Origin of the sequence: Paenarthrobacter aurescens (assembly GCF_041549525.1) — a bacterium.
GTDB lineage: Bacteria > Actinomycetota > Actinomycetes > Actinomycetales > Micrococcaceae > Arthrobacter > Arthrobacter aurescens.
Genome location: NZ_CP157456.1, coordinates 3,140,929 through 3,161,370, shown reverse-complemented (window position 1 = coordinate 3,161,370; position 20,442 = coordinate 3,140,929). Strand labels below are relative to the sequence as shown.

At 61.4% G+C, this 20,442-nt stretch carries 20 protein-coding genes; 14 read left to right on the top strand and 6 right to left on the bottom strand.

The window, feature by feature from the left end:
- The first annotated feature begins 276 nt into the window (after positions 1-276).
- Positions 277-1,146: a type IV toxin-antitoxin system AbiEi family antitoxin domain-containing protein gene (locus ABI796_RS14655; protein ID WP_141281866.1), complete on the top strand. Its 870-nt coding sequence runs from the start codon at positions 277-279 to the stop codon at positions 1,144-1,146.
- Positions 1,147-1,327: 181 nt separating this feature from the next.
- Here ABI796_RS14655 and ABI796_RS14650 read toward each other — a convergent pair whose 3' ends face one another.
- The gene (locus ABI796_RS14650) at positions 1,328-1,753 is read right to left on the bottom strand and encodes a hypothetical protein (protein WP_062073394.1); all 426 of its coding nucleotides are present in this window, start codon (positions 1,751-1,753) and stop codon (positions 1,328-1,330) included.
- A 13-nt stretch (positions 1,754-1,766) separates the two neighbouring features.
- Complete coding sequence (locus ABI796_RS14645) at positions 1,767-2,438, bottom strand: trimeric intracellular cation channel family protein (protein WP_141281864.1); 672 nt, start codon at positions 2,436-2,438, stop codon at positions 1,767-1,769.
- Between ABI796_RS14645 and ABI796_RS14640 the strand changes: the two genes are divergently transcribed.
- The 10 genes from ABI796_RS14640 to ABI796_RS14595 all read left to right on the top strand — a co-directional run bounded on the left by ABI796_RS14640 (position 2,439) and on the right by ABI796_RS14595 (position 13,085).
- Complete coding sequence (locus tag ABI796_RS14640) at positions 2,439-3,206, top strand: sirohydrochlorin chelatase (RefSeq protein WP_141281862.1); 768 nt, start codon at positions 2,439-2,441, stop codon at positions 3,204-3,206.
- Between the two features lie 153 nt (positions 3,207-3,359).
- Positions 3,360-5,096 (top strand): nitrite/sulfite reductase, encoded by a 1,737-nt coding sequence (locus ABI796_RS14635; RefSeq protein WP_141281860.1) that lies wholly within the window; start codon positions 3,360-3,362, stop codon positions 5,094-5,096.
- The gene (locus tag ABI796_RS14630) at positions 5,093-5,845 is read left to right on the top strand and encodes a phosphoadenylyl-sulfate reductase (protein WP_141281858.1); all 753 of its coding nucleotides are present in this window, start codon (positions 5,093-5,095) and stop codon (positions 5,843-5,845) included. The genes ABI796_RS14635 and ABI796_RS14630 overlap by 4 nt, the downstream gene beginning before the upstream one ends.
- A complete protein-coding gene (gene cysD / locus ABI796_RS14625) occupies positions 5,842-6,849 on the top strand; it encodes a sulfate adenylyltransferase subunit CysD (protein WP_141281856.1) in 1,008 nt (335 codons plus the stop codon). Before ABI796_RS14630 ends, cysD begins: the two co-directional genes overlap by 4 nt.
- Positions 6,850-8,253: a sulfate adenylyltransferase subunit 1 gene (locus ABI796_RS14620; protein ID WP_090817197.1), complete on the top strand. Its 1,404-nt coding sequence runs from the start codon at positions 6,850-6,852 to the stop codon at positions 8,251-8,253.
- A 99-nt stretch (positions 8,254-8,352) separates the two neighbouring features.
- Positions 8,353-9,306 carry a homocysteine S-methyltransferase gene (gene mmuM, locus ABI796_RS14615; protein ID WP_141281854.1) on the top strand — a complete coding sequence of 318 codons (954 nt, stop codon included), beginning with the start codon at positions 8,353-8,355 and terminating at the stop codon, positions 9,304-9,306.
- Between the two features lie 154 nt (positions 9,307-9,460).
- Positions 9,461-10,606, top strand: coding sequence for an ABC transporter substrate-binding protein (locus ABI796_RS14610; protein WP_141281852.1), 1,146 nt, complete (start codon positions 9,461-9,463; stop codon positions 10,604-10,606).
- A 96-nt stretch (positions 10,607-10,702) separates the two neighbouring features.
- Positions 10,703-11,434, top strand: a complete 732-nt coding sequence (locus tag ABI796_RS14605) for an ABC transporter ATP-binding protein (protein ID WP_089595922.1) — start codon at positions 10,703-10,705, stop codon at positions 11,432-11,434.
- On the top strand, positions 11,424-12,368 hold the full coding sequence (locus ABI796_RS14600) for an ABC transporter permease (RefSeq protein WP_141281850.1): 945 nt from the start codon (positions 11,424-11,426) through the stop codon (positions 12,366-12,368). Before ABI796_RS14605 ends, ABI796_RS14600 begins: the two co-directional genes overlap by 11 nt.
- A gap of 177 nt (positions 12,369-12,545) precedes the next feature.
- Positions 12,546-13,085 (top strand): hypothetical protein, encoded by a 540-nt coding sequence (locus tag ABI796_RS14595; protein ID WP_141281848.1) that lies wholly within the window; start codon positions 12,546-12,548, stop codon positions 13,083-13,085.
- Positions 13,086-13,194: 109 nt separating this feature from the next.
- On the opposite strand, the gene ABI796_RS14590 is transcribed toward ABI796_RS14595, so the two are convergent.
- On the bottom strand, positions 13,195-13,812 hold the full coding sequence (locus tag ABI796_RS14590) for a DUF305 domain-containing protein (protein ID WP_141281846.1): 618 nt from the start codon (positions 13,810-13,812) through the stop codon (positions 13,195-13,197).
- Positions 13,813-14,504: 692 nt separating this feature from the next.
- On the opposite strand from ABI796_RS14590, the gene ABI796_RS14585 reads away from it, so the two are divergent.
- Entirely contained in the window at positions 14,505-15,062 is a 558-nt protein-coding gene (locus tag ABI796_RS14585; RefSeq protein WP_091326526.1) for a dihydrofolate reductase family protein, read from the top strand.
- Between the two features lie 50 nt (positions 15,063-15,112).
- Here the strand turns inward: ABI796_RS14585 and ABI796_RS14580 are convergent, their stop codons facing one another.
- The 3 genes from ABI796_RS14580 to ABI796_RS14570 form a co-directional block, all read right to left on the bottom strand.
- The gene (locus ABI796_RS14580; RefSeq protein ID WP_141281844.1) at positions 15,113-15,529 is read right to left on the bottom strand and encodes a hypothetical protein; all 417 of its coding nucleotides are present in this window, start codon (positions 15,527-15,529) and stop codon (positions 15,113-15,115) included.
- Between the two features lie 220 nt (positions 15,530-15,749).
- The gene (locus ABI796_RS14575; protein WP_141281842.1) at positions 15,750-16,295 is read right to left on the bottom strand and encodes a hypothetical protein; all 546 of its coding nucleotides are present in this window, start codon (positions 16,293-16,295) and stop codon (positions 15,750-15,752) included.
- Positions 16,292-18,085 carry a hypothetical protein gene (locus ABI796_RS14570; protein WP_141281840.1) on the bottom strand — a complete coding sequence of 598 codons (1,794 nt, stop codon included), beginning with the start codon at positions 18,083-18,085 and terminating at the stop codon, positions 16,292-16,294. Before ABI796_RS14570 ends, ABI796_RS14575 begins: the two co-directional genes overlap by 4 nt.
- Before the next feature lie 267 nt (positions 18,086-18,352).
- Between ABI796_RS14570 and ABI796_RS14565 the strand changes: the two genes are divergently transcribed.
- Positions 18,353-19,396, top strand: coding sequence for an LLM class flavin-dependent oxidoreductase (locus ABI796_RS14565; protein ID WP_141281838.1), 1,044 nt, complete (start codon positions 18,353-18,355; stop codon positions 19,394-19,396).
- A 124-nt stretch (positions 19,397-19,520) separates the two neighbouring features.
- A complete protein-coding gene (locus ABI796_RS14560) occupies positions 19,521-20,432 on the top strand; it encodes a glutaminase (RefSeq protein WP_141281836.1) in 912 nt (303 codons plus the stop codon).
- Positions 20,433-20,442: the final 10 nt, after the last annotated feature.

Genomic DNA, 20,442 nt, shown 5'->3' with positions numbered 1-20,442 from the left:
ACCGGAGGCATTTAGTGGATCCGTGAAAAGCTTATGACAATCCTGTCACATATGCAACTCTCTAGGTCAACGGTTTTCGTGATGGTGCAGCACGATTTACAGCCAATCGCCGGTCCTTCGCCATCAACTTCGAATTTCGGAAGCGACGGACACGCCGATTTAAGGGTGTGTTGCAGCCTTCTGAGTGTTCAAAGGGGGTGGTGGAGGTACACGGAGTTGTCCACATACGGGACTTCTCAGCAACCGCAAACTGCCCACCAAAGCCAGCATGGCTGTATGAACATCGAAGATTTCCTCCGAAGCCGGAGCGGAGCAGCCATCACTCAGACCCTGTTGACTGCCGGTTTTACCCGTCGAATGCTCGCAAATGCTGTGAGGGACGGCCGCGTGACCCGCCTTCATCGTGGCGTCTATACGTCCAAGGAATCAGATCCCGACGTCGTGGCCGCCTTTCGATCCGACGGACTAATTACCTGCATCTCGGCAGCGCGCTTCTATCGCCTGTGGACCCTCGCGGCAGCTGCGCCGCTTCATCTCAGTTGCAGTACTGGACTAGCGAGACGGGGCGTAGTCCACCACGGAGACCGCCTACACCCGGCCCACCCGTATCTACCAGTTGCCGGGGTAGCCGATGTGGTGATCCACGCCCTCAGATGCCTCCCTGAACTTGAGGCACTGGTCATGGTGCAGAGCGCAGTTAGCCAGGCGCTCCTGTCAGCGGAATTCCTGAGATCGAAGCTTCCCGGCAACCGGAACGGTAAGGTTCGGGAGACCTTGCTCTTGGTTCTACCTCGTGCCGATTCCCTCTTGGAGGTGCTGGCCCATACACACTTCACGCGAGCAGGTCTGCGAGTCCGTATGCACGTGGACGTGCCCGGTGTGGGAGAGGTGGACTGTTTGATCAATGAATGCCTGATAGTAGAACTCGACGGCGGGACTCACCTTGAGGGAAAACAGGTCAAGAAGGACCAATACAGGAACAACGCGGGCATGCGGGGAGGCCTTTTGACGCTCCACTATTACTACGTGGACGTCGTGCACCATCCGGAGAGAATGGTCGCCGAAGTCCTGACAGTCCTGCTCAATAGGGAAGTCGGCCGATACGCTCCGGCACGATACGCACCAGGGTGGGTTCCGCCGTCGTGAGCCCCTAACGGTGGTACCGCCACCACCAACTTTGACCGAAAGACTCAGGCGACACGCCCCGCGAAGGGCGTGTCAGGGGTGTTCCGGAATCAATGTGGGTGGTGGCCGCACACAGGCTACAAAAAACAGCCCCTACCCAACCCGGAATGGGTGGGAAGGGGCTGCGGAAAAAGGGCGGGGGCTAGTCTTCGTCGTCGTTGAATGCCCACTCGAACATGTCGAACACAAACTCGGAGAACGTACCTTCTTCGCTCTTCCACTGGCCGCGGGCGTTATTGCGGCGCCAGACGATGGGGTCCGGAATGCTGAGATCGGCAGTGCGGAAGCCCCACGTGAACTGCTCGTCCTCGTCCTCAAGGAACATGAGGAAGCCTTCGTCATCAACCTCAAGTTCCTCAGGGTCCCAGAAGTAGTGGTAAGCCTCCATGAGGTCCTCGCAGCCACCGATTGCAAGGTAGAACTCGCGCAGAACCAGCGGGATGGTGAAGGAGTGATCGGCCAAGGCGTCGTCCAGCTCAGCCGGCGTGAGGCCGTCTTCTTCCTGCCATTCATCCTCGAGATACTTTGGGACCAGCGCGCGGAACTTCTCGAGGAACATGTCAGTCATGCTCTTATCCTAGCTAATCCCGGGGACCTGAAATTGCGCCCCCGCGAGTACCTGCGCGATGCCATCCCCGCACAGCCAACGGCACGTACCAACTGCGTCGCCATGCAGTTACCCGGAAAGCGAAAACAACGCCCGCGATGACACAGGCGGTAATCCCGTTGAACAAGCCAAGGTTCCATAACAACGTGGTCAAGCCGGCGCCCGCGAAGGCCGGCAGCGCATAAATGTCGCGGTTGTTGAACAAGGTAGGGATTTCATTTGCGGTGATGTCACGGAGCAGGCCACCGCCCACGGCAGTGGTGACCCCCAGCAGGATCGCGGCCACCGGATTCATGCCCGCGCCGATTGCCTTCAGCGTGCCCGTGATGCAGAACAACGCCAGCCCGCCGGCGTCGAACAGGGTCAGCAGAGAGGTGAAGCGCTGCACGGAGGAAAACAAGTAGTAAACCAGCAGCGCAGCCAACAACGGCGGGGCCAGGTACGCGGGGTTGGTGAAAGCGATAGGGGGACCGGCGTTGATCACGATGTCACGGATTACGCCACCGCCCAGTGCCGCGATGGACGCGAGAAGTATGGATCCCACGAAGTCGAACTGCTTCCGGGCCGCCAACAACGAGCCTGACACAGCAAAAAAGAACACGCCGATGAGGTCAAGCCAAAGAAGAACAATGTCAAAGGAAATCAAGTGGACGGGTTCTTTCTTAACGCGCTTAACAACAGGTGCTGGCTCAACGTTACGCTAGCTCCCATGAACAGCCCCGTTTTGATCGCTTGCGCCCACGGAACCCGCAACGCCGAAGGCCAAGCTGCCATCCGCCGCGTCATGGCCGAAATCGAAGCACTCCGCCCCGGGTTGCGCGTGGTTGAGGCCTACGTGGACGTCCAGGAACCCGAGCTGGGCGGTGTGGTGGAGGGCCTGCCTGAGGGGACTCCCGCCGTCGTCGTACCGCTTTTGCTCTCTACCGGCTTCCACATCAAAGTGGACGTTCCAAAAGCCATCAAGCCCCGGCCCGAAGTAGTGGCCGCTAGGCCGTTGGGGCCGGACCCGCGGCTGGCTGAGCTGCTAGCCACCCACCTTCGTGCGGCTGGGTTGCAGGAGAACGACGGCGTGCTGCTGGCTGCCGCGGGATCGTCCCTGCCGGACGGTTCGGTGGACTCGGAAGAGCAGGCGCGACTCCTCGCCGAGCTGCTGCCGAACAAGGTGCGCGTCGCCTATGGCGCCAGTGCCCAGCCAACAGTGCCCGACGGCGTCGCCTCCTTGCGTGCCGAACTCGCCGAAGACGGTGGGACAGGCCGGGTCTTCATTGCCTCGTACCTCTTGGCTACCGGCTATTTCCACGACCAGCTGGGCAAAGCGGGCGCGGACATTGTTGCGGCTCCATTACTGCCGTCGAAGGTGCTCGCCGAGATCGCGCTCGAAAGATACGACGCTGTGCTGGAAAGGCTCTCCTAACCTCTATTCACGCGGAAATGGGACAAAACGGACCTGCATAAAACAGGGCCTTCGGACAAGGCCGCTGGCGTGTTCGTGACGAAATGTTTCCCTAGGTGACTTCGCGTTTCCGGACCTTTGCTGGCGAAAACTGGCCAGACCTACAGTCGATGTATGACAGATACAGCTGTAGCCGGTGCGTCGGCTGAGACCACCAAGCGTCCGGCACGCACCCGCCCTGCCGCCAAGCCCCACGGCCAGTGGAAGGTTGACGGCACCGAGCCCCTCAATGCCAACGAAACCTGGAAGCAGGAAGACAACGGGCTGAACGTCCGTGAGCGCATTGAGTCTGTCTATTCCAAAGAAGGCTTCGATTCGATCGACGGCACGGACCTTCACGGCCGCTTCCGTTGGTGGGGCCTCTACACACAGCGCAAGCCCGGGATCGACGGCGGTAAGACCGCAACGCTTGAACCGCACGAGCTCGAAGACAAGTACTTCATGCTGCGCGTGCGCATCGACGGCGGTGCACTCAGCACTGAGCAGCTCCGGGTCATCGGCCAGATCTCCGTGGACTTCGCCCGCGGCTCGGCTGACCTGACGGACCGTCAGAACATTCAGCTGCACTGGATCCGCGTTGAGGACGTGCCGGAGATCTGGCGCCGCCTTGAAGGCATTGGACTGTCCACCACTGAAGCTTGCGGTGACGTTCCCCGCGTTATCCTCGGCTCCCCGGTTGCGGGCATCGCCAAGGACGAGATCATTGATCCCACTCCGCTGATCCACGAGCTCGCCGAGCGTTTCATTGGCGATCCCGAGCTGGCCAACCTGCCGCGCAAGTACAAGACCGCCATCACGGGCCACCCGTCCCAGGACGTGGTGCACGAGATCAACGACTTCGCCTTGGTGGGCGTGGTCCACCCTGAGCTCGGTGCCGGTTACGACCTCTGGGTTGGCGGCGGCTTGTCCACCAACCCGCGCCTGGCCGAACGCCTCGGCGTGTTCGTCTCCGCGGATGTGGCAGCTGAAGTATGGCTCGGCGTTACCAGCATCTTCCGCGACTACGGCTACCGCCGCATGCGCACCAAGGCCCGTCTGAAGTTCCTCATGAACGACTGGGGTCCGGCCAAGTTCCGCCAGATCCTTGAAGACGAGTACCTCGGCTTCAAGCTCCCGGACGGCCCCGCTGCTCCCAAGCCCACATCTCCCGGCGACCACATCGGCGTTCACGAGCAGAAGGACGGCAAGTTCTTCATCGGCGTGACCCCCACTGTTGGACGCACGTCCGGCGAAGCACTGGTCCAGCTGGCGGACACGTTGGAGAAGCACGGCAGTTACCGCCTGCGCACTACTCCTCACCAGAAGCTCGTCATCCTCGACGTGGCCAAGGAGCAGGTGGAGCCGCTCATCGCCGAACTGGACACCTTGGGCCTTTCCGCCCGTCCGTCCGTGTTCCGCCGCGGCACCATCGCTTGCACGGGCATCGAGTTCTGCAAGCTGGCCATCGTGGAAACCAAGGTCACGGCAGCTACGGCCATCGCTGAGCTGGAGCGCCGCTTGGCCGACCTCGTGGAATCCAAGCAGCTGCCGTCGGCACTGTCCCTCCACATCAACGGTTGCCCGAACTCCTGCGCACGTATCCAGACGGCCGATATCGGCCTGAAGGGCATGATGCTGCCAACGCCCGACGGCGACCCCACCCCGGGTTTCCAGGTTCACCTTGGTGGTGGGCTGGCGAACAACGAGCGCGAGGAAGCCGGTTTGGGACGTACCGTCCGCGGCCTCAAAGTCACTGTGGAAGACCTGCCCGATTATGTGGAGCGCGTGGTCCGTAAGTTCGTCGCCGTAGGCGCCGAAGGCCAGACCTTCGCAGAGTGGGCACACTCGGCAGATGAAGGAGATCTCCAATGACAGATCCCGTCACTATCACCAACCTCGCCAGCGCGGCAGCGCGTCCGGCGCTGCGTTCTCCTGAAGAGCTCAAGGCCCTGGCTGAACAAGGCGCCGCTGAGCTCGGCTGGAACGCCCCTGCCCGGGACATCATCGCCTGGGTGGCCCGTAACTTCGAGCTGCCCACCGTAACCGTGGCCTGCTCCATGGCCGACGCCGTCCTGCCCGCCTTGGTGGCGGACCAGCTTCCCGGCGTCGACGTCTTGTTCCTGGAAACCGGCTACCACTTCAAGGAAACGTACGAGACGCGCGACGAAGTCGCAGCGAACCTCCGCGTCAACGTGGTGGATGTCCTTCCCGAAACCACTGTGGAACAACAGGATCGTTTGCTGGGCAAGGACTTGTTCGCCCGCGACCCCGCCCAGTGCTGTGCACTGCGTAAGGTGCAGCCGCTGCGCCGTTCGCTGACCGGATACGAAGTCTGGTTCACCGGGGTGCGACGCGACGAGGGCCCCACCCGCACCAACACGCCGGTGGTCACCTGGGATGAAGGCTTTGGCCTGGTCAAGGTGAACCCGATGGTGGACTGGACCTTCGATCAGCTGATCGAGTATTCCGAGGACAACATCCTTCCCGTCAACCCCCTCCTGAGCCAGGGCTACCCGTCCATCGGCTGCCAGCCCTGCACGCGCAAAGTGGCCCCGGGTGAAGACCCCCGCGCCGGCCGCTGGGCAGGATCCGACAAGACAGAATGCGGACTACACACATGAGCACTTCTACAACCAGCGAGGACCTCGAGTTGAACCAGTTGCAGAGCGAGGCAGAGGAATCCGCCGCGGCGTGGCGGGCATCGCGAAGCGGGCACGGCGGATCCTCGGCCGAGCGTCTGAGCTCACTGGACACCCTCGAGTCCGAAGCCATTCACATCATCCGCGAGGTTGTTGCTGAGTTCGAGAAGCCTGCGCTGCTGTTCTCCGGCGGTAAGGATTCCGTGGTCATGCTGCACCTGGCCACCAAGGCGTTCTGGCCGGGCAAGGTTCCGTTTCCGGTCCTTCACGTGGACACGGGCCACAACTTCCCGGAGGTCATCGACTTCCGTGACCGCACTGTTGAGCGCCTTGGCCTGAAGCTGGTTGTTGGCTCGGTCCAGGAGTTCATCGACCGCGGCGAATTGGCTGAGCGTGCCGATGGCACCCGCAACCCGTTGCAGACCGTCCCGCTGTTGGACGCGATCCAGCGCAACAAGTTCGACGCCGTGTTCGGCGGCGGCCGTCGCGACGAAGACAAGGCCCGCGCCAAAGAACGCATCCTGAGCCTCCGTGACGAGTTCGGCCAGTGGGACCCGCGAAACCAGCGCCCCGAACTGTGGAACCTGTACAACGGCCGCCACACCGTGGGCCAGCACGTCCGTGCGTTCCCCATCAGCAACTGGACCGAGCTGGACATCTGGCGCTACATCGAGCGCGAGAACATCGAGCTTCCCAGCCTGTACTACGCCCACGAACGTGAAGTCTTCGCCCGAGACGGCATGTGGCGCGCAGTGGGTGAGGTTTCCCAGCCGCTGCCTAACGAGGACGTCATCACCAAGCTGGTCCGGTACCGCACGGTGGGAGACATGTCCTGCACAGGTGCCGTCGAGTCCGACGCACGCACCGTGGCCGACGTCGTTGTTGAAGTCGCTGCCTCCACCCTGACCGAACGTGGCGCCACCCGAGCAGATGACCGCATCTCCGAGGCAGCCATGGAAGACCGCAAGAAGGACGGCTACTTCTAAATGAGCACCGAAACTTTGGCTGCCGGGCTGGAAACAGCCCTGCCCACCACACTCTTCCGCTTTGCAACCGCCGGCTCGGTGGACGACGGCAAGTCCACTTTGGTGGGCCGTCTCCTTCACGACTCCAAGGCGATTCTTGCTGACACGCTCGACGCCGTTGCCCGCACCTCTGCGGACCGCGGCTTCGGTGGCGAAAAGGGCGGGATCGACCTCGCCCTCCTGACCGACGGCCTGCGTGCCGAGCGTGAGCAGGGCATCACCATCGATGTTGCATACCGCTACTTCGCCACGGACCGCCGCAGCTTCATCCTGGCGGACTGCCCCGGCCACGTTCAGTACACCAAGAACACGGTGACCGGCGCGTCCACTGCGGATGCCGTCGTCGTACTTATTGACGCCCGTAAGGGTGTGCTGGAGCAGACCCGCCGGCACCTGTCCGTGCTGCAGTTGCTGCGCGTTGCCCACGTGATTGTGGCCGTGAACAAGATCGACCTGGTGGATTTCAGCGAGCAGGTGTTCCGCGACATCGAAGCTGACGTGCAGAAGGTTGCCCGCGAGCTTGGCCTTGGTTCCGATGGCGTAGCAGATCTGCTGGTGGTTCCGGTCTCGGCCCTTGATGGCGACAACGTGGTGGACCGCTCCGAGCGCACCCCTTGGTACACCGGCCCGGCATTGCTGGAGGTCCTCGAAACCCTCCCCGCTGCTGACGAGCTTGAGGCCGAACTGGAGAGCTTCCGCTTCCCGGTTCAGCTGGTGATCCGTCCGCAGGGTGCCCTGGCCCCGGATGCTGTTGCTGCCGGGCTCGATGTGGAGGCGTACCGCGATTACCGTGCTTACGCGGGCCAGATCACCGAAGGTTCAGTGAAGGTTGGCGACGAAGTCTCCGTCATCAGCCCGGGCCATGAGCCGCGCACCACCACGGTGATTGGCATCGACTTCGCTGGCCAGTCATTGGAAGAAGCTGCGGCTCCGCAGTCGGTAGCCGTCCGCTTGGCTGACGAGATCGACATCGCCCGCGGTGACACTATTGCCGCTGCCGGAACGGTCCGTGAAAGCACGGCTGACTTGTACGCGTCGCTGGCATGGCTTTCGCCCAAGCCGCTCCGTGAAGGCCAGAAGGTCCTGGTGAAGCACGGCACGCGCACGGTCCAGGCACTGGTCCGCAACGTCACCGGCAAACTGGACCTGGCCACGTTCAACGTGGAGCCTGCGTCCAACCTGGAGCTCAACGACATCGGCCACGCACAGTTGCGCCTCTCCGCTCCGTTGCCGCTGGAGAACTACCTGCACCACCGCCGCACGGGCGCATTTCTGGTGATCGATCCCATCGACGGCAACACTCTTGCCGCCGGTTTGGTGAAGGACCACCCGGGCGATCACGAAGACGAACGTTACGTCATCTAGGGTCACACGTAGTCACAAAACCGCAGCTTGTTCGCGACTCCTCACGTTGTACGGCGGGAATTTCGAACAGGCTGCGGTTTTCTTTTTGGGGAAGGACCCATGCCACAGAACACCACGCTCAGCACGCTCCTCAACGCCGGCAAGGACCTGGTCCTGGACGGTGCGTTGGCCACGGAACTGGAAGCCCACGGCTGCGATCTTGAGGACGCGCTATGGTCCGCCAAGGTACTCCTGGAGCAGCCGCACCTGATCAAGCAGGTCCACCGGGACTATTTCGACGCCGGTGCCTCCGTGGCCATCACGGCCAGCTACCAGGCCACGCCCCAGGGTTTTGCACGGCGTGGTTTGTCCGTTGAAGAGTCGTTGGAGCTGGTGGCATTGAGTGTCCGGCTGGCCGATGAGGCCCGGCAGGAAGCCTTGGCTGAGGGGTCTGCGAACGGCTCGCTCCTGGTGGCCGGATCTGTGGGTCCATACGGGGCCTACCTCGCTGACGGCTCAGAGTATCGGGGCGATTACACGCTTTCCGCCGCGGAATTCCGGGATTTCCACCGGCCACGCATAGCCGCGTTGGTGGCCGCCGGTGCGGATTTCCTGGCGTGCGAGACCCTGCCGTCGTTCGCCGAAGCGGAGGCGCTGTTGACGCTCGTGGCGGAGTTCGACGTCGAATCCTGGTTTACGTTCACGCTGCGGGACAGCGGCCACATCAGTGACGGAACGCCCCTTGCGGACATGGCTGCGCTGCTCAGCGCGGAACCGCGGGTGGCGGCCGTCGGGGTAAATTGTGTGCCGCTGGAACTCGTGACGGATGCGCTGGCCACACTGCGGCAGTCCTCGGACAAGCCGCTGGTGGCATACCCGAATTCGGGGGAGACCTACGATGCCGTGACTAAAACCTGGAGCCCTTCGGAGGGAACTCAGGGCAACGGAACCTTGGCCGGAAACGCAACAGAATGGCTTGACCGGGGCGCCCATCTCATAGGTGGATGCTGCCGCACAACTCCGCGCGATATTGAAGGCCTGGCAGCGAATATGACGCCACGTGAACCTTCGTGAACCTTGATTTCTACGGGATTGAAGCCGAAATATGACAGTCCCTACTGTGAAGGCATGACCTCTCCGGAATGGTCCTTGCTTGCCCTCGACGGGCGATGTCACGGGGCCTGATCTTCGCCCCGCCCGCATCCCACCTTCGTAAGGACCCACTCTCATGGCCAACACTCCCGAGTCGCCCAACTCCGGCACCACCCGCATTGTTGCTGGTGAGACCGCGCCCAAGCCCAAGCGCCGCCGTACCGTAGAGATCGCCCTGGCCGTTGGCCTGGTGTTGCTGATCGGTGCAGGTGCTGCTGTTGCTTCGGCTGTTTCGCAGAACAACCAGGCCGCACCTGCCCCTACCACCACGCCGGCTGCTGAGCTCAAGCTCGGTTACTTCAGCAACGTCACCCACGGCCCGGCGCTGGTTGGCACCAGCAAGGGCCTGATCGCCAAGGAACTGGGCGAGACCAAGCTCAGCACCCAGGTCTTCAACGCCGGCCCCGCCGCGATTGAAGCGTTGAACGCCGGCGCGATCGATGCCACGTACATCGGCCCGAACCCGGCCATCAACTCCTTCGTCAAGAGCAACGGCGAGTCCATCAGCATCATCGCCGGGGCCGCTGCAGGCGGTGCGCAGTTGGTGGTCAAGCCGGAGATCAACTCCGCCGCGGACCTCAAAGGCAAGATCCTCAGCTCCCCGCAGCTCGGCGGGACCCAGGACGTGGCCCTGCGCGCCTGGCTCGGTGATCAGGGTTTCAAGACCAACACCGATGGCAGCGGTGATGTTAACATCAACCCCACCGAGAACGCCCAGTCGCTGAAGCTCTTCCAAGACGGAAAGCTCGACGGCGCGTGGTTGCCCGAGCCGTGGGCCTCCCGCCTGGTGCTCGAAGCCGGGGCGAAGGTCCTGGTGGATGAAAAGGACCTGTGGGAGAACGGTGACTTCACCACCACCGTCCTGATCGTGAACAAGAAGTTCGCCGCTGAACACCCCGAAACGGTGAAGGCACTCCTGAAAGGGCACGTCGAATCGGTGAACTGGCTCAACAACGCTTCCGCAGCTGAAAAGGCCACCACCATCAACGCGGTCCTGAAGGACACAGCCGGCAAGCCGCTCCCGGCGAACGTGATCGAACGGGCGCTGCAGAACATCAAGTTCACCACCGATCCGCTGGCTGGTACCTACAACAAGCTCCTCGAAGACGGCGTCAAAGCAGGCACCACCAAGCAAGCCGACCTCAACGGCATCTTCGACCTCCGCACCCTGAACGAGGTAGAAGGCAAGAAAACCTCAGCCGCAGGACTCGGCCAGGATTAAGCACTAGCAGGCTGGTCCGCTTCCCTCCTATTGACCGGGGGAGCGGGCCGGCCTTTGGCCACATCAGCTCTACCAATCAACACGAAGGACGGGACCATGCCAGTCGTACTCGAGAACCTGGGCAAACGCTTCGGCGACGGCGCCCCGGTGCTGGACGACGTCAACGCCACCATCGCGCAAGGCGAGTTCGTCGCCCTCCTCGGTGCTTCCGGCTGCGGCAAGTCCACCCTGCTGAACATTATGGCGGGACTGGAACCGCCGACGTCGGGCGCTCTTGAAGTACCCAGCGACGGTGCCGCCTTCATGTTCCAGGATGCGGCCCTGTTCCCGTGGCTGACGGCTCGCGGCAACATCGAGCTGGCGTTGCAGCTTGCGGACAAGTCCAGCACCAAGGCGAGCCGGCGTGCCCGTGCCACCGAACTGCTGGAACTGGTGCACCTGGGCGGCGCGGGGGATAAGCGTCCCCACGAACTGTCCGGCGGTATGCGGCAGCGCGTTGCTTTGGCCCGTTCCTTGGCTCAGGACCGTCAGCTCTTGTTGATGGATGAGCCTTTTGCTGCCCTTGATGCGATCACCCGCGACCTCCTGCACGACGAACTTGAGCGGATCTGGAAGGAAACCGGCCGCACGATCGTGTTCGTCACTCACAACGTCCGCGAGGCCGTGCGCTTGGGCCAGCGTGTGCTCCTGTTGTCCTCGCGTCCTGGCCGTGTGGTGGCTGAATGGGATGTCACCGAGGAACACCGAACCGACGCCGGCCGCGCCGGGGAGCTGACCGGAGTTATCACCCGCCGTCTTCGCGAGGAGATCCGCCGCCATGCCAAGTAACCCCATCACCACCGAAGAGCGGACCCTTCCCGTGACTGAATCCAAAGAGCACATCACCTCCCCGTCGCTGAAGGGCAACGCCTCAGAGCTCCGGGACCTCGAAGCCGGCCTGGACAACCTGCAGTCGGACAGCGGACGCAAAGCCGGCATCGAATGGAACCGGGTATTGCTGCCCGTTGCCGCCTTGGTGGACCTGATCCTTGCGTGGCAGTTCTACGTTTCGCTCGAGTTCAAACGGCGTGACCTCGTACCCGGACCGCTGGACGTCCTCACCCAGTTCGTGACCATGTGGGGTGAAGGCAAAGTCCAGGAAGCGGTGTGGACTTCGCTGCAGCGCGGTGTGATCGGCTTCCTGATCTCGGTAGTCATCGCCACGCCTGTTGGATTGATCCTGGCTCAGGTAGCTCCCTTGCGCCGTGCGTTCGGGCCTTTGATCTCCGGCCTTCAGGTGCTGCCATCCGTGGCATGGGTTCCGGCTGCCATCATCTGGTTCGGCCTGACCGACGCCACCGTCTACTTCGTGGTGTTCATGGGTGCCATACCGTCCATCATCAACGGACTCATTTCCGGTGTGGATCAGATCCCGCCGCAGTACCGCAGCGTGGGCACGGTCCTTGGTGCGAACCGGCTTCAGATGGCGTTGCAGATTGTGCTCCCAGCCGCGCTTCCCGGCTACATCGGTGGCCTGAAGCAGGGCTGGGCTTTCTCGTGGCGCTCACTTATGGCCGCGGAAATCATCGCCGTGGGCGGCACCATCGGCTTCGGCTTGGGTTCATTGCTGGACCAGGGCCGACTCCTGTCCGACATGACCATTGTGATGTCCGCGATCCTGCTCATCCTGTTCGTGGGCATCCTGATCGAGCTTCTTGTGTTCGGGCCGATCGAGAAGCGCCTGCTGCAGCGCCGGGGTTTGCTGGCGGGCAGCAGCCGCTAACCCTTCGGAGTTTTTGTACACGTAATGCCCTTTAGAGTGCTTCTTAGGGGCATTACGTGTACAAAAACTCGCCCTTCCCGGCCGGATCTGGTTTCAGACCGGACGAAGTGCTACGTCTCGACCAGCCTTTGCGTATGGGGGAGGCGATTCCGGGAATCGTGTGGACGGTGATAGCTCATGATCATGCAGCAAAGAATGCTGGTGTCGGTCGCTGTAGCTGCACTGCTTGCCGTCACGTCGTGTACAGCGCCGGCACCGCAGACCGACGCGGAAGCGAAGGCCGCTGTTCAGTCTCTTATCGAGCGGGCCATCGACCGTAGAAATCATCAAGTTGTCACAGGGTTCTCCTCCACCAAGGAGGAAATCAGTATGGATTTCGTCCCGGCGGCAGTTGAGGGTGTCGAGCTTGAGTACCGAAAACTCCACCAACGCAGGGACGCGTTTGCTCCCTATGGAGTCCTCTTGACGGACACCGGCTCGGAGATCACCATCAAGAAATTCACCATCACCAAAACCGGCGCCAAGGTTGAGATCTCGGAGCAGACACAGCTGGAACACGGTCCGGTGAACGGCGTGCAAGGCCCCGGCGAGGGGTACGTATACGACCAAACCGTTGAGCTTGAGAGGACCGGCGACGCGTGGAAGATCAGCAGTATCGCCCCTGAAAATCCGGGCAAGCCATACCCGACGACAGTTGTTGATCCAGACACGCTTTAGGCCCTCGGCACTAAGCGTCGACCGTTGCATAACGTCGACTTCCGGACGGCACGCAAGGGCTCGACGGCGACCTCCCGCCGTCGAGCCTTTGCGTCACCAGACGGTGAGGTTAGAGTCCCGTCAGCAGATCCCGCATCTCCCGAATCTCTGCTTCCTGCGCCGTGACGATGTCCTTGCCTAGCTGGACAGCCTCAAGGTTCTTGCCCTGGTCTACTTCGGCTTTGGCCATGGTCACGGCACCTTCGTGATGCGCGATCATCTGCGTCAGGAAGAGCTTGGCCGCTTCCACGCCTTGGGCTTCCCTGAGCTTCTGCAGGTCCGCCTCGCTCAGCATGCCGTCCATGCCGTGGTCGCCATGCCCGGAAGATCCCATGACAGGCACATTCCAGCTCTTCAGCCAACCGGTCATCTTCTCGATTTCGGGTGCTTGCGCGTTTTTGATCTTGACGGCCAAGGCAGTGATTGCGGGCGGGATGTCAGCCTTTGCCAGCATGACGTCGGACATCTCCACTGCTTGGGAGTGATGGGGGATCATCATTTGGGCGAACATGGTGTCTGCGGCGTTGTGCCCGGCGTCGCTGCTGTTCGCAGAGGGGCTGATGGAAGTGCCGGAACTTCCATGGTCCATGCCCGGCATGGAACCGGAGCCGGAGTTGGAAGCACAACCAGCCAGGGCAAGCAGACCTGCGAGAGCCGCTCCGGTCACAGTGAAGTGAGTTCTGTTCATGAGTAAAAGTCCTTTGCATGTCGGGCGGCGGTGATAGTCAGCCGCCCGGTAGTCAGCAGATGGTGAATGGATGTACGGTCCCGGCTGTTACCGGACCATCCAGTGCTCACGTACGGCTGATGCATAGTTGCCCGGGTGTAGGACCGTGGGGTTGGTAGGACCAGGACGGAAAAATGGTGGGCAGTTCCCACGATGCAGGGGTGACTTCGCCTGTCGTGCCGGGCGGGGGAGCGCTCAGGGAAGCTGTTGTGAGGGATGGAATGCAACTGGCAGCCTGAGTGCAGGAGCAGCTTCCAAACTCCGTGCCGCGATCGTCGGCAGCCGAGGCACCGCTCACCTCATGAGAAGGGCCGTGCGCGTGGAGGGATGAGGAGGTGCTCACTGCAGGTGATGCCGCATGAGACCCATGCGTTCCCCCTGCCCCATGCGGACCGCTGATGATGTGCATTCCGAATATGCCCGCAATGACGGCCGTCACCAGAAGTAGAAGCAACGCCCGCCCGAGGGAGGCGGCAAGAGCTTGAGGGGACAGCAGTTTGCTCACGATGCTTCACCACCTTCGTCCCTTCCAGTGGTGACAGTATACCCCCGCAGGGTATCTACCAGTGATTCATTTTCTGGCGGCACTCCTTATCCTTGGCAATCCTCCGCTTTCCGCTGCGCCTTTGCGCCTCGCGGCCTAGAATCGTCAAATGGGCCTTCTAACGTTCAGCATCAACGTCACGCTCGATGGTTGCGTGGACCACCAGGAGGGCATCGCCGACGACGAGACGCACGCCCACTTCACCCGCCTTCTGGATAAGAGCGGCGCCATGCTCTGGGGCCGGACTACCTACGAAATGATGGAGGTCTACTGGCCCTTGGTGGCTAATGGTGAGGTTGAAGCCCCGCCGTCGCTGCTTGAGTTTGCCCTTGAACTGGAAACCATGCCCAAATACGTCGTTTCCACAACGCGGAGCGACTTCCCCTGGACCAATAGTCATCAGTTGGTCGGCGAACTGGGTGCGGCCGTTCAGGAACTCAAGGACAGGACTCCCAAGGGGGTGCTTGTCGGCAGCGGGAAACTAGCAACAGAGCTGGACCGACTGGGCTTGATCGACGAGTACAAATTCCTCATCCACCCCATGATCACCGGTCACGGCCCCACCCTGTACCAAGGCGGACTGCCCAGCACCCGGCGCCTTGAGCTGATCTCGGCCGAGCCGCTCAGTAACGGAGCCGTGGCGATGCACTATCGCCGGGCTGTCTGACGAATGTGCAGGCATCATGACAACGCCAACCATCCCCATAAACTCCGGTTTTAAAAATCCCCACCCGGATAGATGCCCTCGGGTAAGGTGAAGCACGGCGAGCCTGAATCGATGTCAATCTGGTTTGGGGCCAATCCTTCGGAGACGATGTAGTTCTCCCCAGGCGCAGGCAGGTCGATCTGGATTCGATAGTCTTCGTTTGGATTGCTATCGGCGGATACTTTGGTTCCTTTCGCCCGGTAGTGGGCCTCGATGGCTCTCGCGATCGGCTCGATTTCGGTTCCTTCGGCAACGGTGATGGTCGTGAAACCCTTCCAGTTGTGCTGGGTCTTGTTGCAGGACAGAAGCATGCCCTTCTTTTTCTGATCAATGGAAATATCAGCATTTTTTGGGATCAGGGCAGCGATCTCCAATTCCATTGCTTGGGTGTGGGCTTTCGCCTCCTGCCAGGTCAGTTCAGCTTTCATCGGTTCCTCTTGTGTTTTAGTAGGTGTTGGCACAGTCGACTGGATTGAACCCGTGTTGGGGTTTCCAGCACAAGCGGCGAACCCGATCGAACCTGCCACGAGCAACAACGCCATGGCACCGCGACGCGCCCTCATCGAGCCACAATTCCGCGCATGTCGTTAAGTACTTGCTCGTTGTTTTCACTGTTTGAGGCGATGAGGTTGTGGTTGTTCATCGGATCTAGAAATCCCCGCCTGGGTAGATGCCCTCGGGCAGTGTGAAGCACGGCGAACCCGAATCGATCCAAATCTCATTTGGTTTAACGCCTCCACCGACGAGGTAATTCTCCCCGGGAGCAGGTGGATCAATTTGGACAAGAAGCTTTTCATCTATATCCATATCGACGGACACCTTGAGTCCATTCGCCCGGTAGTGGGCTTCGACGTCCTTCACGATTGACTCGATTTTGGTTCCGTCGGCTACCGTGATGGTCGTGGAGCCCTTCCATCTGTGCTGTGTCTTGTTGCAGGACAGGAGCACGCCCTTCGTCTTTTGATCGATCGAGACAACCGTGTCTTGTGGGATCAGGGCGGCGATCTCCAATTCCATGGCTTGGGCTTTGGCCTTCGCTTCCTGCCACGTCAGTTCACCATTCATCGGGTCCTCCTGAGTCTTTGTTGCGGTGGGCTCTGGTGGTTCGATCGGTGTCCCCCCAGGGCTTCCGGCACAACCGGCCAGCACCATCGCACCGGCCAGCAGCAACACAGCATGGGTCGACACTTTCATTGATTCACCAACTTCTTCATGTACCGAAGTGCCTTATCGTTGTCTTCGCTGTTGGAGGCAATGAGGTTGTGGTTTTCCATGAGGATGTTCCCTTCTTCGACGGTGTTGATCGCCCTAAGTTGGTCGTCGTGGGGGCCGCGGTAGTAGTGCTGTTCAAACTCTTCGCGATGGATGGGGTTATTTCCATCCCACACCACACCTTTTTTCGTGACGGGGTTGGTTACTCCCTGGCCATGGACGAGCAGATCATAGTAGTACAGGTTCGAGTATTCCGTGGTTGCCTGTGGTTTCCAGTCCGGGAGCATGCCGGCCCCGGCGAGGGAAATCACCTTGTCATATCGGGCTCCGGCGACCTCGGAGCTGGTGAGGTTCGCCAGGCCCCAGCTGTGTCCGATGCCGGTTTGTTCGGCACCGTTCAGGTAGGGGTCAGTGCGCATCCCGGCCTCGAAACCTGCCAGTTGCTGCCCTGACGTGCGTGCAAGGTTCTCATCGTTCGCCTCACCAATTCTCGCCAGGTTGGGACCGCCGGCGGTGTCCGCCTCTCCGGGGAACCGCCCATCCTTGTAGACGAAAGCCACCGTCCCCGATACAGCGCCAGTAAGGTATGTCGAGACCTGCTGGACCCCGCCTTCGTAGAAGACGTTCATTCCGGTGAACGTCCCCGGAACGTAGGTGATCACGTGCCGTGTGTCGGGGCCCGGGGTGCCGATCATTTCCACGATCCGGGACTGGTCCCGGTCATAGAGGTAAAGCTGTACGTCCCCGGCTTCCACCTGCTTCAGGTATGCCACCTCATTTTCCAGCATCTTTGTTCGGTTCGGGTCGTGGTGTGCTTGCCCGATCCCCGACAACTTCTTGGCTGTTTCCAGGTCTTTCTCTGCCGCGCGGAGCAGGCTTGGCGCGTTCAACTGGTTAGCCCGGACCCTGGCCAGTGCGGGCATCCCGTCCAAAGCGCCGAATATGGCCGGAGCCGCAGCGAGCAGCAGCTCCTGCACCGGCGTGAACCCGGAATCGTTCACTGCAGGGTGGGCTCCCGTTTTCATGCCCGCCCACCAAGCCCCGATTTTCGATGGGTCCATGCCTCGCAGGGTCTGCTGCCATCCAGGTATTGTGGCCAATGCCTTCACGTCAGCCTCGGAGGCAGTGGACAAGTAGCCCAGCAGCGCCGCACCCGATATTGTCGTTGGCACCGTTGCAAGCACCAGAACGCCGTTCGATACCGTTATCTGCCCGAGGTCACCGCTCCCACCGGCAGCGCGGAACGTCGACGCGATGTCGGAAAGCCGGGCTGCGTCCTGATGGTTGTCTTCCAGGAACCGTCGCAGCCCGCCACGGACAGCGTCTAGATCAGAGTGCACCCAGGAGCACTTGTCCTCGAACTCGGACCCGGCTGCACTGACTCTGTTGGCCGCGCCTCGGTCTGAGCCGTCCTGGATCCTGAAGGTTGACACTGCGGATTCCAAGGTGTCCGGATCAGCGGAACTCGCCCCAGCAGTGCTTCCACTCGCCCAGACACGAAACCCCTGCCGCGCAGTGTCCACGCTCACCACCGGACGGTCAGTCGCCTCCATCGACGGGCGCGGCCCCACATTCACTCCAACACCACCGCCAGCACGCACCCAGCCGGAGGCAAGCGCCCACTCCGTCACGTCATCCAAGCGACGCTGCTCAACCTCCGCCGCGCCCTTCGCTTCGTGGACCTGACGGGCAACATCTTCCAACATGCGGACCAGCTCCGAGCGGGCCGCCCGTTCAGCGGCAACGTTCTCCCGGAAACAGTCAGAGAACACGCCCCGAAATTCCGTAAGAGCAGCAGTCGAGATCGATTCCCGTCCGCCGCTTTGATCTTGTAGCGTACGCGCTGCGTCTCGACATGCACCGATCAAACGATCGGCAACCCCCGTGTCGAATTTCACTTTACTCCATCAAATAGATAAACTGCTCACGGGTCCACTATACCTAATGCGCTTGGCGAATTTTGAATCACTTTGGAAAGCGCTGAGTGGTGGGCAAGGGGTCCGTGGAATTCTCCGGACTCCCGCGGAGTTGTCCCGAACATGCACAACAAACGGATTGGTTTCCTCTCCTTCGGGCACTGGGCCCGTGTCCCGGGTTCCCTCGTGCCAACGGCTGGGGATGCCCTGAAACAGGGCATCGACCTCGCTGTGGCCGCTGAGGAACTGGGCATCGATGGAGCCTTCTTCCGGGTCCATCACTTCGCCCGGCAGCAGGCCTCGCCCTTTCCACTGCTGAGCGCTATCGCAGCACGGACCAGCAGAATCGAAATGGGCACCGGCGTGATCGACATGAGATATGAAAACAGCCTCTACATGGCCGAGGAAGCAGCAGCCACGGACCTCATCAGTGATGGGCGGTTGCAGCTCGGAGTGAGCCGTGGTTCACCCGAACCCGCACGGAACGGAGCGGCGAACTTCGGCTACGTCCCCAAGGACGGTGAGGACAGCGGCGACATGGCCCGCCGCCACACTGCATTGTTCCGCAAAGCCATCGCCGGGCACGGCGTAGCCGAGGCAGATCCCCATTACGCGGGCGGCGCCACGGGACTACTGCCCATCCAGCCCCAATCACCTGGCCTCGCACAAAGAATCTGGTGGGGTGCCGGAACCCGGAAAACGGCCGTGTGGGCTGCTGAGCAGGGGATGAACCTGATGAGCTCAACCCTCCTCACTGAGGACACAGGCGTGCCCTTCGATCAACTACAGGCGGAGCAGATCAGCCTTTTCCGCGAAGCCTGGACCGCCGCCGGGCATGACTTTGAGCCACGGATCTCCGTCAGCCGCAGCGTCATACCCATCGTCGATAGCCAAGACAACCACTACTTCGGGCTCCGCGCCCAAGCGGACAGCCAGGACCAGGTGGGAATTCTCGACGGCGCGTTGTCCCGTTTCGGTAAGAGCTACATCGGCGAGCCGGATCAACTGGCGGACGAGCTGGCGAAGGACGCGGCCGTGCAAGCAGCTGACACTGTCCTGCTCACGGTGCCCAATCAACTGGGAGTGGACTACAACGCCAAGCTGCTTGGGAACGTGGCCAAGCACATTGCGCCGGCCTTCGGATGGAGTGCCTCCCTGACCAAGTAACGGACCCCACGGCCGAGGAAAGGCAGGTATTGTTGCTGGCTGTGCGCTCTCGCGTCAAGAGCGCGCGAGCACTTGTGAGTCCCGTCAATGAGGACAGGAATCACCCAGAGAGCAAAGGTTGCCCATGGACATCCAGAACCTCCTCGAGGACATCGTTGGAGCAGTTCAACCCCACGTCGGTCAGGGAAAAGTAGCAGATTACATCCCGCAACTCGGGGCAGTGGATCCTCACCAGTTTGGGATATCGCTGGTGACCCGGGAGGGGGAAGTGTTCTCGGCAGGGGACGCCCATGTGGAGTTCTCCATTCAAAGCATCTCCAAGGTCTTCGCCCTTGCTTTGGTTCTGGCTGCGGACGGCGACCACATTTGGAAGCGCGTCTTCCGCGAACCCTCAGGCAACCCCTTCAACTCCTTGGTTCAGTTGGAAAGCGAAGAGGGTATCCCACGTAACCCCTTCATCAACGCCGGCGCAATCGTGGTGACGGATCGGCTACTAAGCCTCACAGGCGACGCAGCCAAGGCCGTGCGGGAACTGATGCGCCAGGAGACCAGCAAGGAGAGCATCGACACCGATCACGTTGTGGCCTCATCCGAACTGGGCAAGGGACACCGCAATGCCTCGCTGGCCCACTTCCTGGCAAGCTGCGGCAATCTGGAGAATCCGGTGGATGACGTCCTGGACTCCTACGCCAAGCAGTGCGCTTTGGCCATGAACTGCGAAGACCTGGCGCTGGCAACCCGGTTCCTCGCCTCCAATGGACTGGGATCCGATGGGACGCTGGTGCTGTCTCCAGCCCAGACCAAGAGAATCAACGCCGTCATGCTCACCTGCGGAACATACGATGCCGCGGGCGAATTTGCCTACCGCGTGGGCCTTCCGGGAAAGAGCGGAGTGGGCGGGGGAATTGTGGCTGTGGTTCCCAATAAGTGCTCCATCAGCGTGTGGAGCCCTGGCTTGGGACGGTCCGGGAATTCCGTGGCGGGTGTGGCCGCCCTGGACGAATTCACCACACGTACTGGCTGGTCGGTGTTTTAGGCGGATGATG

What these genes read in the sequence shown, in the direction of transcription:
- ABI796_RS14610 (WP_141281852.1), top strand. Translation starts at nt 9,461, where the DNA reads ATGGCCAACACTCCCGAGTCGCCCAACTCCGGCACCACCCGCATTGTT.
- ABI796_RS14620 (WP_090817197.1), top strand. Translation starts at nt 6,850, where the DNA reads ATGAGCACCGAAACTTTGGCTGCCGGGCTGGAAACAGCCCTGCCCACC.
- ABI796_RS14650 (WP_062073394.1), bottom strand. Translation starts at nt 1,753, where the DNA reads ATGACTGACATGTTCCTCGAGAAGTTCCGCGCGCTGGTCCCAAAGTAT.
- ABI796_RS14635 (WP_141281860.1), top strand. Translation starts at nt 3,360, where the DNA reads ATGACAGATACAGCTGTAGCCGGTGCGTCGGCTGAGACCACCAAGCGT.
- ABI796_RS14630 (WP_141281858.1), top strand. Translation starts at nt 5,093, where the DNA reads ATGACAGATCCCGTCACTATCACCAACCTCGCCAGCGCGGCAGCGCGT.
- ABI796_RS14590 (WP_141281846.1), bottom strand. Translation starts at nt 13,812, where the DNA reads ATGAACAGAACTCACTTCACTGTGACCGGAGCGGCTCTCGCAGGTCTG.
- ABI796_RS14585 (WP_091326526.1), top strand. Translation starts at nt 14,505, where the DNA reads ATGGGCCTTCTAACGTTCAGCATCAACGTCACGCTCGATGGTTGCGTG.
- ABI796_RS14565 (WP_141281838.1), top strand. Translation starts at nt 18,353, where the DNA reads ATGCACAACAAACGGATTGGTTTCCTCTCCTTCGGGCACTGGGCCCGT.
- ABI796_RS14655 (WP_141281866.1), top strand. Translation starts at nt 277, where the DNA reads ATGAACATCGAAGATTTCCTCCGAAGCCGGAGCGGAGCAGCCATCACT.
- cysD (WP_141281856.1), top strand. Translation starts at nt 5,842, where the DNA reads ATGAGCACTTCTACAACCAGCGAGGACCTCGAGTTGAACCAGTTGCAG.
- ABI796_RS14605 (WP_089595922.1), top strand. Translation starts at nt 10,703, where the DNA reads ATGCCAGTCGTACTCGAGAACCTGGGCAAACGCTTCGGCGACGGCGCC.
- ABI796_RS14580 (WP_141281844.1), bottom strand. Translation starts at nt 15,529, where the DNA reads ATGAAAGCTGAACTGACCTGGCAGGAGGCGAAAGCCCACACCCAAGCA.
- ABI796_RS14575 (WP_141281842.1), bottom strand. Translation starts at nt 16,295, where the DNA reads ATGAAAGTGTCGACCCATGCTGTGTTGCTGCTGGCCGGTGCGATGGTG.
- ABI796_RS14560 (WP_141281836.1), top strand. Translation starts at nt 19,521, where the DNA reads ATGGACATCCAGAACCTCCTCGAGGACATCGTTGGAGCAGTTCAACCC.
- ABI796_RS14595 (WP_141281848.1), top strand. Translation starts at nt 12,546, where the DNA reads ATGATCATGCAGCAAAGAATGCTGGTGTCGGTCGCTGTAGCTGCACTG.
- mmuM (WP_141281854.1), top strand. Translation starts at nt 8,353, where the DNA reads ATGCCACAGAACACCACGCTCAGCACGCTCCTCAACGCCGGCAAGGAC.
- ABI796_RS14600 (WP_141281850.1), top strand. Translation starts at nt 11,424, where the DNA reads ATGCCAAGTAACCCCATCACCACCGAAGAGCGGACCCTTCCCGTGACT.